Annotated in this window: 15 protein-coding genes; 9 read left to right on the top strand and 6 right to left on the bottom strand. The window is 65.0% G+C overall.

Translation table 11 applies throughout. From position 1 onward, the window contains the following. Complete coding sequence (gene serB, locus AC5Y5C_RS14930; RefSeq protein ID WP_499973469.1) at positions 1 to 1,236, top strand: phosphoserine phosphatase SerB; 1,236 nt, start codon at positions 1 to 3, stop codon at positions 1,234 to 1,236. Positions 1,237 to 1,254: 18 nt separating this feature from the next. Here serB and yczR read toward each other — a convergent pair whose 3' ends face one another. Further along, a complete protein-coding gene (gene yczR, locus AC5Y5C_RS14935; RefSeq protein ID WP_499973471.1) occupies positions 1,255 to 2,703 on the bottom strand; it encodes a MocR-like transcription factor YczR in 1,449 nt (482 codons plus the stop codon). Positions 2,704 to 2,765: 62 nt separating this feature from the next. Here yczR and yczE point away from each other — a divergent pair, with 62 nt between their 5' ends. Beyond that, positions 2,766 to 3,455, top strand: a complete 690-nt coding sequence (gene yczE / locus AC5Y5C_RS14940) for a membrane protein YczE (protein ID WP_499973475.1) — start codon at positions 2,766 to 2,768, stop codon at positions 3,453 to 3,455. Here yczE and AC5Y5C_RS14945 read toward each other — a convergent pair. Continuing rightward, positions 3,437 to 4,183 (bottom strand): helix-turn-helix domain-containing protein, encoded by a 747-nt coding sequence (locus tag AC5Y5C_RS14945; protein WP_499973480.1) that lies wholly within the window; start codon positions 4,181 to 4,183, stop codon positions 3,437 to 3,439. The genes yczE and AC5Y5C_RS14945 overlap by 19 nt on opposite strands. A 120-nt stretch (positions 4,184 to 4,303) precedes the next feature. Between AC5Y5C_RS14945 and AC5Y5C_RS14950 the strand changes: the two genes are divergently transcribed. The 5 genes from AC5Y5C_RS14950 to AC5Y5C_RS14970 are packed head-to-tail and all read left to right on the top strand — an operon-like array spanning position 4,304 to position 9,051. Further along, positions 4,304 to 5,146, top strand: a complete 843-nt coding sequence (locus AC5Y5C_RS14950; protein WP_499974554.1) for an ABC transporter ATP-binding protein — start codon at positions 4,304 to 4,306, stop codon at positions 5,144 to 5,146. Positions 5,147 to 5,173: 27 nt separating this feature from the next. Next, entirely contained in the window at positions 5,174 to 6,067 is an 894-nt protein-coding gene (locus AC5Y5C_RS14955; RefSeq protein WP_499973482.1) for an NUDIX hydrolase, read from the top strand. Continuing rightward, entirely contained in the window at positions 6,064 to 6,858 is a 795-nt protein-coding gene (locus tag AC5Y5C_RS14960; RefSeq protein WP_499973483.1) for an enoyl-CoA hydratase, read from the top strand. The genes AC5Y5C_RS14955 and AC5Y5C_RS14960 overlap by 4 nt, the downstream gene beginning before the upstream one ends. 21 nt (positions 6,859 to 6,879) lie before the next feature. Next, positions 6,880 to 7,845, top strand: coding sequence for a class I SAM-dependent methyltransferase (locus AC5Y5C_RS14965; protein WP_499973485.1), 966 nt, complete (start codon positions 6,880 to 6,882; stop codon positions 7,843 to 7,845). A gap of 18 nt (positions 7,846 to 7,863) precedes the next feature. Further along, positions 7,864 to 9,051 (top strand): THUMP-like domain-containing protein, encoded by a 1,188-nt coding sequence (locus AC5Y5C_RS14970; protein ID WP_499973486.1) that lies wholly within the window; start codon positions 7,864 to 7,866, stop codon positions 9,049 to 9,051. Here the strand turns inward: AC5Y5C_RS14970 and AC5Y5C_RS14975 are convergent. Further along, positions 9,011 to 10,303 carry an outer membrane protein assembly factor BamB family protein gene (locus AC5Y5C_RS14975; RefSeq protein ID WP_499973487.1) on the bottom strand — a complete coding sequence of 431 codons (1,293 nt, stop codon included), beginning with the start codon at positions 10,301 to 10,303 and terminating at the stop codon, positions 9,011 to 9,013. The two genes, AC5Y5C_RS14970 and AC5Y5C_RS14975, sit on opposite strands and share 41 nt — an antisense overlap. An 85-nt stretch (positions 10,304 to 10,388) precedes the next feature. On the opposite strand from AC5Y5C_RS14975, the gene AC5Y5C_RS14980 reads away from it, so the two are divergent. Continuing rightward, entirely contained in the window at positions 10,389 to 11,138 is a 750-nt protein-coding gene (locus AC5Y5C_RS14980; protein WP_078294627.1) for an acyltransferase, read from the top strand. Here the strand turns inward: AC5Y5C_RS14980 and AC5Y5C_RS14985 are convergent. From AC5Y5C_RS14985 to AC5Y5C_RS14995, 3 genes are read right to left on the bottom strand one after another with little or no spacing between them, the layout of a single operon-like run. Further along, a complete protein-coding gene (locus tag AC5Y5C_RS14985; protein ID WP_499973489.1) occupies positions 11,122 to 11,568 on the bottom strand; it encodes a nitroreductase family deazaflavin-dependent oxidoreductase in 447 nt (148 codons plus the stop codon). The genes AC5Y5C_RS14980 and AC5Y5C_RS14985 overlap by 17 nt on opposite strands. A 33-nt stretch (positions 11,569 to 11,601) precedes the next feature. After that, entirely contained in the window at positions 11,602 to 12,111 is a 510-nt protein-coding gene (locus AC5Y5C_RS14990) for an SRPBCC family protein (protein ID WP_499973490.1), read from the bottom strand. Further along, positions 12,108 to 12,446, bottom strand: coding sequence for an ArsR/SmtB family transcription factor (locus AC5Y5C_RS14995; protein ID WP_499973492.1), 339 nt, complete (start codon positions 12,444 to 12,446; stop codon positions 12,108 to 12,110). The genes AC5Y5C_RS14990 and AC5Y5C_RS14995 overlap by 4 nt, the downstream gene beginning before the upstream one ends. A 130-nt stretch (positions 12,447 to 12,576) precedes the next feature. Between AC5Y5C_RS14995 and AC5Y5C_RS15000 the strand changes: the two genes are divergently transcribed. Further along, positions 12,577 to 13,413 carry a metal-dependent hydrolase gene (locus AC5Y5C_RS15000; RefSeq protein ID WP_499973494.1) on the top strand — a complete coding sequence of 279 codons (837 nt, stop codon included), beginning with the start codon at positions 12,577 to 12,579 and terminating at the stop codon, positions 13,411 to 13,413. Positions 13,414 to 13,417: the final 4 nt, after the last annotated feature.

Raw genomic sequence — 13,417 nt, forward strand, 5'->3', positions numbered from 1 at the left:
GTGGCCCGAAACTTCACGGTCCTTGTCACCGTTACCGGGGCCGACAAGCCTGGTGTCACTTCGGTACTCATGGGCGTGCTGTCCCGCCACGGCGTCGAGCTGCTGAACGTTGAGCAGGTTGTCATCCGCGGGAAGCTCACGCTCGGTGTGCTCGTCAAGGCGCACGGCGGCAACCAAGCCGTGGAGTCCTTGCAGGACGAGCTCGAAGAGGCCATGCACACCCTCGGGTTCAACGTTGACGTCGAACTCGGCCGGGATAGCTCGGTAATCAGGGACCCGTCGACCCACACCATCGTGGTGCTGGGCAGGCCCGTCACTGCGAGGGCCTTCGGGGCTGTAGCGCGCGCACTGGCCCAGCTGGGGATCAACATTGACCTCATCCGGGGCATCGCCGACTATCCCGTGACGGGCCTGGAGCTGCGGGTCACGGTGCCGCAACAGCAGCTGACCGATCTCGACCTGCACACCGCCATGGCGCAGGTAACTGTCGACGAGCCGGTGGATATTGCCGTCGAGCACAGCAGCCTGGACCGGCGGGCCAAACGACTCATCGTCTTCGACGTCGACTCGACGCTGATCCAGGGCGAGGTCATCGAGATGCTTGCCGACCGTGCCGGAGCACGCGAACAGGTCGCGGCCATTACCGAGGCGGCCATGCGGGGCGAACTGGACTTCGCCGAGTCGCTGCATCAGCGGGTGGCCACGTTGGCGGGGCTGCCCGAATCAGTGCTCGAAGAGGTGGCCGAGGAGCTGGTGCTCACCCCGGGTGCACGCACCACCATCCGGACCCTGCGCCGCCTGGGGTACTCGTGCGGTGTGGTGTCGGGTGGATTCCGGCAGGTGATCGATCCGCTGGCCCACGACCTGGCGCTTGATTTCGTGGCTGCCAATGTTCTGGAAATCGTGGATGGCAAGCTCACCGGCCGGGTCATCGGCGAGATCGTGGACCGCGCGGGGAAGGCCAAGGCGTTGCGGCAGTTCGCCTATGAGGCGGGGGTGCCGCTGGCGCAGACGGTGGCGGTCGGTGATGGCGCGAACGATATCGACATGTTGTCGGCGGCCGGGCTCGGTGTGGCCTTCAATGCCAAGCCGGCACTGCGCGAGGTTGCCGATGCGTCGGTGAGTCAGCCGTATCTGGATGTGGTGTTGTTCATCCTCGGGGTGACTCGGGCCGAGATCGAGGCCGCCGACGCGGTCGATGGCGGAGTGCGCCGCGTCGAGATTCTCGACGATTAGCAGGCGCGTATCCGGCGGCTAACCCACCATCGCCGAATCGCCAAGCGGCGCAGCACCGGTCACGGTATGCCAAGCCTGGGCGAGCAGCTCCACACCGCGCAACAACTGATCGTCCTGCTGGGTGAAGGGCACCCGCACAAAACGTTCCAGCGAACCGCCGACTCCGAACCGTGGGCCAGCAGCAATGCGGACTCCTAGGCGCGCGGCGGCGGCCGCGAGCGCAGTACTCATCGGAGCGGGCAGCCGGGCCCAGATGCACAGTCCGCCTTCGGCTTCCTGCAGCTCCCAATCGGGGAGTCGCCGGTGAAGCTCGGCCACCACCAGAGCCCGCCGCGCGCGAAGGGTCTCGCGCTGCGTGGCCTCCACCTCGTCCGCGCGTTCCAGCAACTCGGCGGCGGCCAGCTGTTCGAGGATCGGTGTTCCGGTGTCCATGGCCGAACGCACCGCGGCGAGCCGGGCGATGGTGGTGCGATCGGCGCGGATCCAGCCGACGCGCATACCGCCCCAGAAAGACTTCGACATGGACCCGATGGTGACAACCAGATCGGGACGCGCCACCAGTGAGGCCATCGGCGCGGGCGTGGGTGTCTTGTGCCAGGATCCAACAAGCGACTCGTCTACGATGGTGCGGGTACGGGTCTGGGAGATGATGTCCGCCAATGCCTTTCGCTGGACAAGCGGCATGGTGAGGCCGGTGGGGTTGTGGTTGTCCAGCACCAGGTATGCCAGGTTTGGAGCCGTTTGACGGATGGTGGTTTCCATGCCGGTCATATCCCAGCCCGACTCGCGTTCGTGGGTGTGCATCGGTACCGCAACAGGCCGCCCACCACGTTGGGTGATCGCATCGAGCGCGCCGTGGTAACTCGGCTGCTCCACCAGGACTCTGTCACCGGGCTCCACGAAGGCGCCGAGGAGTAGCGCGATGGCCTGCTGGGCGCCGCACGTCACCATGATCTGGTCCTCGGTGGTGGGCAAGCCGCGTCGTGAGAAGTGCTCGGCGATCTGTGGGCGAAGCTCAGGAATGCCTACCAGCTCATGACCGATTCCCCGAAGGTGGGCAGGCAGTTTCGTCAGCGCCACCTGATACGCATCAAGTACGGCGGCAGCCGGTGCGGCGGTGGCGGCATTTTGCAGGTCGATCATTGCGCTCGCCAATCCCGTTGTGGCCGAATGTGAACGGTCGGGGCCGGGCAGGGCAGTGGTACTTCGTGCCCCCTGGCGGCCACGCAGGTATCCGTTCTCTCGCAGTTCTGCGTATGCAGCGGTGACGGTAGTGCGGCTGACGTGTAGGGCGCTGGCCAATGCTCGTTCGCTGGGGATACGAGCGCCGAGGGGTAGCCGTCCGTCGATGACGAGCAGCCGGATCGCGTCCGCCAGCGCTCCGTATGCAGGCCCGGCAGAGCCCGCCGTGCGCCATTGGCCGAGGTGACGGGCCAGAGTGTCGGCAATGACCACGCGATCAGACATAAAAGCCAGTGTGACGTAACTGGCTATTGAAAAACAAGCCAGTTGGCCAAGAAACTCGTTTGGTGACTGGGAAATGGATTGGATGGAGTGCGCGCGGCACCGCCCTGCTGGTGGGTCTGTACCTGTATGGGGCCTCGATGGCGCTGATGGTGCGTGCGGGGCTCGGATTGGATCCCTGGGACGTGTTCCATCAGGGGCTCTCCATGCGTACCGGGATGAGCATCGGACTGGCCTCGGCGGTCACCGGTGTCGTTGTACTTCTGGCGTGGATTCCGTTGCGTAACCGACCGGGTGTGGGGACTATCGCCAACATCATCGTCATCGCCATTGCTGTCGACTCCACGCTGGCCTGGCTGCCGGCGCCGTCGGCGATGGCCGTGCGGGTGGCGTTCCTGGTCGGCGGCGTACTGCTGAACGCGGTTGCCACGGTGCTGTACGTCGGCGCCGGGCTGGGCCCGGGGCCTCGTGATGGACTGACAACTGGACTGGTTCATCGCACCGGCCGGTCGGTGCGGCTGATCAGGACCACGATCGAGATCGTCGTGGTGGCCACTGGCTGGCTGCTCGGCGGAAACGTGGGCGCGGGGACGCTGCTCTACGCGCTGGGTATCGGGCCACTCATTCAGGTTGTGCTGCGGCTGATGCCCCGGCGGCTCCTGGCCGTCAGTGGCTGGGGTGCGGTGTTGAGCACGCAGCGCGACACAGCTGTGCTTGCCGTGCCGGCCGGATCACCTCAGGACGTAGCGGCCTGATTGCGTCGATCGAACGCCTCGGCATCGATGAGCAACTGCTCTCGAAGGGCTTCCGGGAGGTCGATCAGTGTGGATGTCAGCTCGGCCACCGCTGGGTTCTGGGCGAGCTCGAGTGTGGTCAAATCCGCGTCCAGCTCGTCCGCGTAGCCACTATCGGTGAAGTAACGGACATCGATGCGAAAAGCGTGCGCGATGCTCTCCAGCGCCTGTAGGGAGGGGCGCCCTCGCTGTCCGTTCCGCAACTGTGACAGATACGGCGCGGAGACGACGGTCCCCCCGGTTCGCATGAACACAAGGAATTCGCTATTGGAATACGGGCCGCGACCGGGTGTGTGCAGCACCGCGAACACCCGGTTAAGTCTGGCGACGAATTCCTCTTGTGATCGGGCATCTTTGAACGGGTAGAGGGCATTGCGGTTGCTATCGGTGACGGAATCAAGTTTTGATGTGCGAATATCGTCCGCTTTATCTGATCCTTGAATTCGCCGGTTGGCATCGATCAAGCGGCCCAGCGTCGTCGTATCGCGGCGTAGCTGAGACTGGAAGGCGTCGACTCGGCGACGCCACGCCTTGAGGTCATCCCATACCCACGATCGATCCTCGCCGTGAGCTGCACGTTGCTGAATTTGACTTGCTTCGGCATCGAGCTGCGCGATGAGTCGATGGTTGGCAAGCCCGATGTTATGCACTGTGTCCAGGTAGGGATCCGGATCAAGATCGTTTGTCATATGGTTGCCTAGAATTCCTTCCGAGCTTGCTGACGTACGACTGAGGATACGCGATAGAGGTCCGGGTGCATGGTCAGGACGGCGCGTGAGATGGCTCCCGCTCGCCGCTCCCTGGGCTCGATGCGGCACGATGATCCAGTGGCCGAAATTGATCCGGACCTTCTGCTCGATTTCCGCGATGTCCTCCTGCGCCGCAATCGCAAGGTGTTGGTAGGCCCGGTCAACTGGTCTGTCGAGCTCGACGAACGCTGGGTGGTTGTCGGTCCCAACGGAGCCGGCAAGACGTCATTGCTGCGGATCGCGGCCGCCATGGAGCACCCCACGTCAGGTCAGGCGGCAATCCTGGGCGAGCGGCTGGGTCGCGTGGACGTCTCGGAGCTCAAGGCCAGGATTGGACTGAGCTCCGCGGCACTCGCGCAGCGGATACCCGATAACGAAGTGGTCCGTGACCTGGTGGTCTCGGCCGGTTACGCGGTGCTGGGGCGTTGGCGCGAGGAGTATGAGGACGTCGATACGGCGCGCGCGGTGGATATGCTCGAGACCCTTGGCGCCGAGCATCTGGCCGAGCGCACGTACGGGACGCTGTCCGAGGGTGAGCGCAAACGAGTACTCATCGCGCGTGCGCTGATGACCGATCCCGAGCTACTGCTCCTCGATGAGCCTGCCGCCGGACTGGACCTGGGGGGGCGTGAGGAACTCGTGGCGCGGCTGGGTGAGCTTGCCGCCGACCCGGACGCGCCCGCGATGGTTTTGGTGACCCACCATGTGGAGGAAATCCCGCCCGGTTTCAGCCACGCGTTGTTGCTGTCCGAGGGAGAAGTCGTCGCTCAGGGTCTGCTGGCAGACGTGATGACCAGCGAGAACCTGTCCCGCGCGTTCGGCCAGTCGATCGTGGTTGAGATGATCGACGGGCGCTACTTCGCGCGACGTGCCCGGGCCCGGGCAGCCCACCGGGCGCATTAGCGCGCAAAGTCTAAGGAGCCCTCGCAGATGACACCTACCCCGAAGGATCCAGCCCCGAAGGATCCAGCCCCGAAGGATCCAGCCCCGAAGGATCCGGCCGCCAAAGATCCGGCGCAGCCGAAACCCGCGGCCACTGTCGTACTCATTCGCGACGGTGCCGTCGGTGTCGAGGCGTTTCTGATGCGTCGCGATAACGCGATGGCCTTTGCCGGTGGGATGACGGTGTTCCCCGGTGGCGGGGTGGACTCACGGGATCTGCGTGCCGACCTGCCGTGGGTGGGCCCGGATGTCGAATGGTGGGCAGAGCGATTGGGTGTGTCGCCCGAGCTGGCGTCGGCATTGGTCTGTGCCGCCGCCCGTGAGACCTTCGAAGAGTGCGGAGTGCTGTTCGCGGGCACCTCGGAGACCGCGATCGTGGGCGATGCGGCCGCCTACCGTCAGGCTCGCCATGACCTCTCCGACAAGACGCTGTCCTTCGGCGAGTTCCTGCAGCGTGAGGGGTTGTTCTTGCGGGCGGACCTGCTGCGGCCGTGGGCCAACTGGATCACCCCGGAGGCAGAGCCGCGTCGCTACGACACGTTCTTCTTCGTCGCGGCGTTACCGTCGGGGCAGGACGCCGACGGCGATAACACCGAGGCTGTCGCCTCGGGTTGGCAGACCCCCGAGGCCGCGATTTCGGCCTTTACCGAGCGGCGCAGCTTCCTGCTTCCTCCCACCTGGTCGCAGCTCGACGCGGTCTCATCGTCCGGCGCGACGGTGGCGGAGGTGCTGGCCTCGGCGCGAGAGATCGCGCCGATCATGCCGATCCTGACGGAGCAGGATGGTCGATGGTTCGTCCAATTCGACGATGTGGACCGCTACGAGGCGGCCCGTCAGGGCGCCGTGGAGATCCCCGAGCTGACTGGGCCGGAGCTGGCATGACCGCCCCAGAATTTGTCTCGGTGCGTACCACGCCCGAGCATCCCGGCATTGGCACCCTCGCGCTATCGCGTCCGCCCACCAATGCCCTTACCCGCCAGATGTACCGCGAACTCGCCCTGGCTGCCGCAGAGGCCAACGCGCGCGCGGACATCCGGGTTGTCATCGTCTACGGCGGGCACGAAATCTTTTGCACCGGTGATGATTTAGTCGAACTATCGGAGTTGACCCCTGACGAGATGTCGCGCAGCGCCGGCGACCGCCAGGCCGCGCTGACCGCGGTGGCGGAGCTGGCCAAGCCCACGATCGCCGCGATCACCGGGTATGCATTGGGCAGTGGCCTGGAGCTGGCCCTGGCAGCCGATTGGAGGATCGCCGGAGACAACGTCAAGGTGGGTTCGCCGGAGATTCTGGCGGGCATGATCCCAGGCGGTGGCGGAACAGTGCGGCTGGCGCGTGTCGTGGGGCTGAGCCGGGCCAAGGAAATGGTGTTCAGCGGCCGTCTGGTCGGCGCCAAGGAGGCCCTGCGGATGGGCCTGCTGGATCAGATGGTGGCGCCCGACGATGTATACAGCGAGGCCGCGGCGTGGGCTCGGCGCTTTGTCGACGGACCGCCCCTGGCTCTCGCCGCCGCCAAGCAGGCGATCGATCACGGCTTTGACAGTCCACTGGCCGGGGGGCTGGACAGGGAACGCGAGCTGTTTTGCCAGGTGTTCGCGACACAGGATCGTGCCGACGGGGTGGCCGCCCAGCTGGAGATCGGCCCGGGGACGGCCCGGTTCAGGGGAGCCTAACCAGGCGTTAGGCTGACGGCCATGACGGAGATTTCCGAGCCGACGACCAAGGCCACGGCGGAGCAGGTCGCTGCCGCTTTTGAGGACAACAAACTCGCCCAGATCCTCTATCACGACTGGGAAGCGGAGACCTACGACGAGAAGTGGTCCATCTCGTACGACCAGCGCTGCATCGATTACGCCCGCGGCCGCTTCGATGCCATCGTGCCTGTCGAGGATCAGCGTGAGCTGCCCTATGACCGCGCCCTGGAGCTCGGTTGTGGCACCGGCTTCTTCCTGCTGAATCTTATGCAGTCGGGCGTCGCGCGACGCGGTTCGGTCACCGACCTGTCGCCGGGCATGGTCAAGGTCGCAACCCGCACCGGCAAGGAGCTGGGCCTGGATGTCGACGGCCGGGTCGCCGATGCCGAGCGGATTCCGTATGACGACAACACCTTCGATCTGGTGGTGGGCCATGCTGTGCTGCACCACATTCCCGATGTCGAGCTGTCGCTGCGCGAGGTGCTGCGGGTGCTCAAGCCGGGCGGACGGTTCATCTTCGCCGGCGAGCCCACCACGGTCGGGAATCTGTATGCCCGCGCGCTGGCGAATCTGACGTGGAAGACCACGGTCCAGGCGATGAAGCTGCCCGGATTGGAGAGCTGGCGGCGTCCGCAGGAGGAACTCGACGAGAACTCCCGTGCGGCGGCCCTGGAATGGGTCGTCGACCTGCACACGTTTGATCCTTCCGACCTTGAGAAGATGGCTGCCAATGCCGGCGCGGTTGCGGTGCGGACCGCCAGCGAGGAATTCACCGCAGCCATGCTGGGATGGCCGGTGCGCACGTTCGAGTCGACGGTGCCGCCCGGCAAGTTGGGCTGGGGCTGGGCGAAATTCGCATTCGGCGGTTGGAAGGCGCTCAGCTGGGTGGACGAGAACGTGTGGCGTCATGTGGTGCCGAAGGGCTGGTACTACAACGTGATGATCACCGGGCTCAAGCCCTCGTAGTCACTCGATAACAGCCCGGTGTTCGAGCTTTCCGACGTCGCATACCTGTCGTCGGAGGCAGGTGGCGCGGACCTGGCGCGGGCGTCCGCGTTCACATTTTCGGCGGGCACCCTGGTGGCCGATACGGCGGCCCTGCGCACCACTTTCGGCGACCGCGCCGCAGTCCTGGCGCAGACCGTGCAGCTGCGCCGTAAGGCGTTGGCCAAGCTGGGCGACGTGCGTGACTGGCTGTTCACCGATGACGCCCTCCAGCAGGCGACGCCCGCCGCTGTGGCGCGACATCGGGCCGCGCGATTGGCCGGACGGGTGGTTCACGACGTCACCTGCTCGGTGGGGACCGAGCTCGCAGCCCTCGACGGGGTTGCCGCCACGGTCATCGGCAGTGATCTCGATCCGGTGCGAACAGCGATGGCGCGCCACAACATTGGCAGCCAGATTCTGGTGTGCCGGGCGGATGCGCTGGCGCCGTCTAGTCACGCCGAGGTGGTGATTGCCGATCCCGGGCGCCGCTCCGGCGGGCGCCGGCGGTTTGATCCGTCGGCCTACTCGCCACCCCTGGACGCGGTGCTGCGGACCTACGCCGATCGTGATCTGGTCGTCAAATGTGCTCCGGGACTGGACTTCACCGATCTACGTGAGCAGACCGGTTTTGCCGGCGAGGTCGAGGTAGTTTCGCTGGACGGGGGTGTCCGCGAGGCATGTCTGTGGTCGGCAGGGTTGGCTCGGGCGTGCCGGCGCGCCTCTGTGCTCTCCACGGCCGGCGGCAGCTACGAGCTGACCGATGCCGACCCCGAGGACTGCGTGGTGGCTGACGCGGGGGAATGGATCGTCGACCCCGACGGCGCGGTCGTGCGCGCAGGTTTGGTGCGGCAATACGCTGCGCGACATGGGTTGTGGCAGTTGGATCCCCGTATCGCCTACCTGTCAGGGGATTCTGTACCCGTCGGTGTGCAGGGCTATCGGGTACTCGATTCGCTGGCGTACAACGAGAAGCGGCTCCGCCAGGCGCTTGCCGCACGTGATTGCGGGTCCGTGGAGATCACCGTGCGCGGTGTCGATCTGGACCCGGCGGTGCTGCGCACCAGGCTGAAGCTGCGTGGTGGTGCGGCGCTGTCGGTCGTCATCACCCGGATGGGCAGTGGTGCAAGAGCATTCGTCTGTGAGGCTAGGTCCCCGGGCGGAATCCGTACACCAAGCCCTCGCTAAGCGTGACGATCACCCGCTGATCCGGTCCGATCGAGATGCCGACCGGAAAGCCGGTGGCATCGGGCAGCGGGTAGCGGTTGATGGTTGCGCCGTCCGGGGTGTTGAACACCACCAGGGCGAGGCCCTTCTCCCCGTCCTTCACCACGGCATATCCGACGTTTCCGGCAGCCTGACTCGATGTCGAGAGTGGCGCGAGATCATCGCGGCGCCAAGCGATTTCGCCCTTACTGCCGGAGTCCTTGATGCCCACCAGGGTGGCCTTGTCGCCGGTTCCGGCGATGATCGTCCCGTCCGGCGCGACCGAAGGCGGTGTCGCGGCATTGAACCCCAAGGGCACCGACCATTTCTGGCTGCCATCGAATGTATGCATCGCGTGCAGCGAACCCTTGCGGTCGTTGATGTAGACCGTCTCGCCATCCTGGGACATCACGGGGGAGCCGATCACGCCTTCATCGATGATTTTGTTGGCCCACTTGTGCTTCAGGGTGATGTTGCCGTCGGCGTCGTAGGTGATGCCCAGCAGTACCGGTACCGGCTTGCCCGGCTGCCACAGCGTGGTGACGATGGTGCCGGTCTCCGGATCGTAGGCAGGGGAGGCAGATACCGGGCATTGGGGCCTGGCGGCTTCGCAATCACCCAGGCCGCGCCGTGGGTCGGCCGGGTCGACCCCCTCGAGCAGATCCATTGGGGTACCGACGACCTCGCCGCGCTGCGCGTCGAAGATCAGTATCTGTCCGAGATGCGTGACGATGAGAAGCCGTCCGGGTTCGACGATCTTGGGGGTGGTCGGTGCGCCGATGACGGGCTTGCGCCACCGAATCCACTGAGTGGGCGGGAACGACACCACAGCGCCGGGCTGACCCATGTAGATGTTGTTGTAGCCGTCGGCGAGCGGTCCGGACCACGGGCTTCCGGTGACCATCCGGGTGCACCAGCGCTGGCGGGCGGCCCTGTTGTTCTCCCACTCCATGAGCGTGCAACCGGCTTCGGTGTCGGCGCTGACGGCGATGAAGTTGTCGATACCGATGGCCGCGGCACTGCGTATCTGGCCCTTGGTGTTCCGGCTCCACTCCAGGGTCAGCTCGCGAGCGCCCTCGGTGGGCGTGTAGCTGCTGTTGTGCGCGTCGGCGTAGGAGGCGGACCAGCCGGGTGCCGCCTTGATGTTGATCCAGGAATCATCGCCAGAACATCCGGTGACGGTGAGGAGTGTCGCGAAAGCGATGCTCGCGAGTACTCGTGCCCGGGAAAGCACGGTGAGGCACTCCTTCCTTAGGGGGCGGTCCGGCCCATCGCAGGGTAGCGTGCGCGCCTTGCCTCGTCCCGTAGGCTGTGCGGCCATGACGACGATGTGGGGCGCTCCCCTGCACAAGCGGTGGCGCGGACAGCGCCTGCGCGACCCAGCACAGGCCAAATTCCTGACCAAGGCTTCGTTGCGATGGGTGATCGCGAACAAGGCATATACGCCGTGGTACTTGGTGCGGTATTGGCGGCTGCTCAAGTTCAAGCTCTCCAACCCGCACATTGTCACGCGCGGCATGCTGTTCCTCGGCAAGAACGTCGAGATCCACTGCACACCCGAGTTGGCCAGGATGGAAATCGGCAGATGGGTGCACATCGGCGACGGAAACTCACTGCGCGCCCATGAGGGGTCCCTGCGTCTGGGCGACAAGGTGGTGTTCGGTAAGGACAACGTCGTCAACGCGTACATCGACATCGAGTTCGGCGACTCCGCCCTCATGGCCGACTGGTGCTATGTGTGTGATTTCGACCATCGCATGGACGACATCACCTACCCGATCAAGGACCAGGGCATTGCCAAGTCCCCGGTGCGCATCGGGCCGGACACCTGGATCGCCACCAAGGTGACGGTCCTTCGGGACACGATCGTCGGTCGCGGCTGCGTGCTTGGCGCCCATGCCGTGGTCAAGGGAGTGATCCCGGATTATTCGATCGCCGTCGGAGCACCGGCGCGGGTCGTCAAGAACCGGAAGGTGGCCTGGGACGCCTCGGCCGCGCAACGTGCGCAACTCGCTGAGGCGCTGGCCGATATTGAACGCAAGAAGGCGGCCGCTAGCTCACCGGAGTGAGAGTGAACAGCGGAAAGACCCGTGTGGTGCGCGTCGTGTACTCCGCGTAGGGAGGGAATGCCGCCACGGCGCGTTCCCACCACGCCGCACGCTGCGCCTCGTCCGTGATCTCGTCGGCGCGCACGGTCTGCACGTTCTCGCCGTCGCGCAGTTCGATGACCGGATTGGCCCGCAGGTTGGCGACCCAGGCAGGATTCTTCGGTGCCCCACCGATGGAGCCGACCGCCAGGTACACGCCCTCGTGCTCGACGCGCATGAGTGGCGCCTTACGGATCTGGCCCGATTTCGCCCCGGTGGTGTACAGGATCACCACGGGGATGCCCTCCAGCGTGGTGCCCTCGACGCCGCCACTGGATTCATAGACCTCGATCTGCTCCTCAACCCACTGCGGGTTGGCGGTGATGTACGCGAAAGTGAATTCGTTCGTCACCGTGGCTGCAACGCGCACAATGGACGCGCTATTTCAGCCCAGGTCGCGGAGCAGGTCCTCGATGCGGTCGTAACTGACCTGCATGCCCACTTCCATCCCGGATTCGATGTGGCCGTCCCGATGCTCCTGGGAGCGGTGCTGCACCAGAACCCGCATGGTGGTCACGCCGTCAGCCTCATCCAGGGTGGTGGAGACGAGCGCCTCGCCGTCGGGCACACCTTCGAACACCTCGGTGCTGACCAATCGGTGCGGTGCGTTGATCTCGCGGTACTCGCCATGGAAAGCGACCTCCATGTCGCGCTCGGACTGGCACGGTTGGCTGACCACGTACCGCCAGGCGCCACCGACTCGCAGATCGATGTCGCAGACCTGCCATTGTGCGGTCTCGAATCCCCACCAGCGCTTTACTAGCTCTGGCTCGGTGAGTGTCCGGAAGATCAACGCGGCAGGTGCGTCGAACGATCGGGTGATGAGAATCGTTGTGTTCGAGGGGAGTTCGACGGTGGCACTGCCGTACCGATTGCTCTTGGGATGGGAGGTCATTGCATTTCCTCTTTCTTGAGTTCGGTGAGTAGGTCGTCGAGCCGGTTGAGGTGCTGGTTCCAGGTGCGCTCGAACTCGGCCACCCAGTCGTGGATGGGCCGCAGGGCGGCGCCGTTGACGCGGTAGAAGCGCTGTCGCCCATGTGAGCGCACCTGCACCAGATCTACGGCGCGGAGCACGCCGAGATGCTTGGACACCTGCGGCTGTCCCATCCGGGTGCGCGACACGAGTTCGTTCACGGTGACTTCGCCGGCGCCGATGGCGCTGAGAAGGTCACGCCGGCCCGCCTCGGCGATCGCGTTGAACGCGTCAGCGGTCGTGCGGGTGCGGGCCATGAGTGAAACATATACCGATATAGGTATATGTCAAGGCCGGGGTCATCGGAATCTCGGCGAACTGCGGTACCCTGAGCGCGTTGGCGATGCCGACCGAAATCAGTCATTGCGGGGTAGTGGGAAGCTGAGTATGGACAGGCCGATCAAGACCCGCCGTATCAAGTTTCGCTACCAACCGGGTTCGCTGGATCGCCATTTTGTGCAGGGTGACCTGGTGTCGAGTCACATGATGGCGATGCTGTCGGCGGTGTTTCCGGAGGGTGAAGAGTTCTTCATCCGGTCAGTCCGGCGGTACTCGGACCAGATCACCGACCCAGAACTCAAGAAGCAGGTGGCCGGATTCATCGGCCAGGAGATGACCCACGGGCGCGAGCATCGGGAGCTCAATGAGCGTCTGCAGGAGATGGGATATCCCACCGCGTTCGTGGAGCGGCTGGCTCGCCGGATATTCAACTTCCAGACTCGGAACTATCCGCCGATCTACACGTTGGCCGTCACGGCCGCGTTGGAGCATTACACCGCAGTACTCGCGGAGACCCTGCTGACCGATCAACGTGCCTTGGACATGCTCGGGCAGAGCGAAGTGCGTTCCATGCTCCTGTGGCATGCCTTCGAGGAGGCCGAGCACCGCTGCGTCACATTTGACGTCTACCGGGCGGTCGGTGGTAGTGAACGGCTGCGCATCTGGGTGATGCGGCGCACCACCATCGCGTTCATCTACACCACATTCTTTGAGACGGTGATCTCACTGCTGCGTGACAAGGCCGCATACAACCCCATCCGGCTGGTGAAAAGCATTGCGGCATTACGGCACTTGCCGTTCCTGAGCCGCGAGGTGCGACGCCGCATCGGTGAGTACAATCGTCCGGGTTTCCACCCCAACGATTCCGATAACACCGAACTCATCGAGAAATGGCATGCCGAGCTCTTCGGTGAAAACGGGCAGCTGGCCGGACACCTCCACTAGGGAG

This window comes from Mycobacterium sp. NGS15, from assembly GCF_059813245.1.

Excerpts from the sequence above, each read along its gene's own strand:
- yczR (WP_499973471.1), bottom strand. The coding sequence starts at position 2,703 with ATGTCTGATCGCGTGGTCATTGCCGACACTCTGGCCCGTCACCTCGGC.
- AC5Y5C_RS14945 (WP_499973480.1), bottom strand. The coding sequence starts at position 4,183 with ATGACAAACGATCTTGATCCGGATCCCTACCTGGACACAGTGCATAAC.
- AC5Y5C_RS14950 (WP_499974554.1), top strand. The coding sequence starts at position 4,304 with ATGCGGCACGATGATCCAGTGGCCGAAATTGATCCGGACCTTCTGCTC.
- AC5Y5C_RS14955 (WP_499973482.1), top strand. The coding sequence starts at position 5,174 with ATGACACCTACCCCGAAGGATCCAGCCCCGAAGGATCCAGCCCCGAAG.
- AC5Y5C_RS14960 (WP_499973483.1), top strand. The coding sequence starts at position 6,064 with ATGACCGCCCCAGAATTTGTCTCGGTGCGTACCACGCCCGAGCATCCC.
- AC5Y5C_RS14965 (WP_499973485.1), top strand. The coding sequence starts at position 6,880 with ATGACGGAGATTTCCGAGCCGACGACCAAGGCCACGGCGGAGCAGGTC.
- AC5Y5C_RS14980 (WP_078294627.1), top strand. The coding sequence starts at position 10,389 with ATGACGACGATGTGGGGCGCTCCCCTGCACAAGCGGTGGCGCGGACAG.
- AC5Y5C_RS14990 (WP_499973490.1), bottom strand. The coding sequence starts at position 12,111 with ATGACCTCCCATCCCAAGAGCAATCGGTACGGCAGTGCCACCGTCGAA.
- AC5Y5C_RS14995 (WP_499973492.1), bottom strand. The coding sequence starts at position 12,446 with ATGGCCCGCACCCGCACGACCGCTGACGCGTTCAACGCGATCGCCGAG.
- AC5Y5C_RS15000 (WP_499973494.1), top strand. The coding sequence starts at position 12,577 with ATGGACAGGCCGATCAAGACCCGCCGTATCAAGTTTCGCTACCAACCG.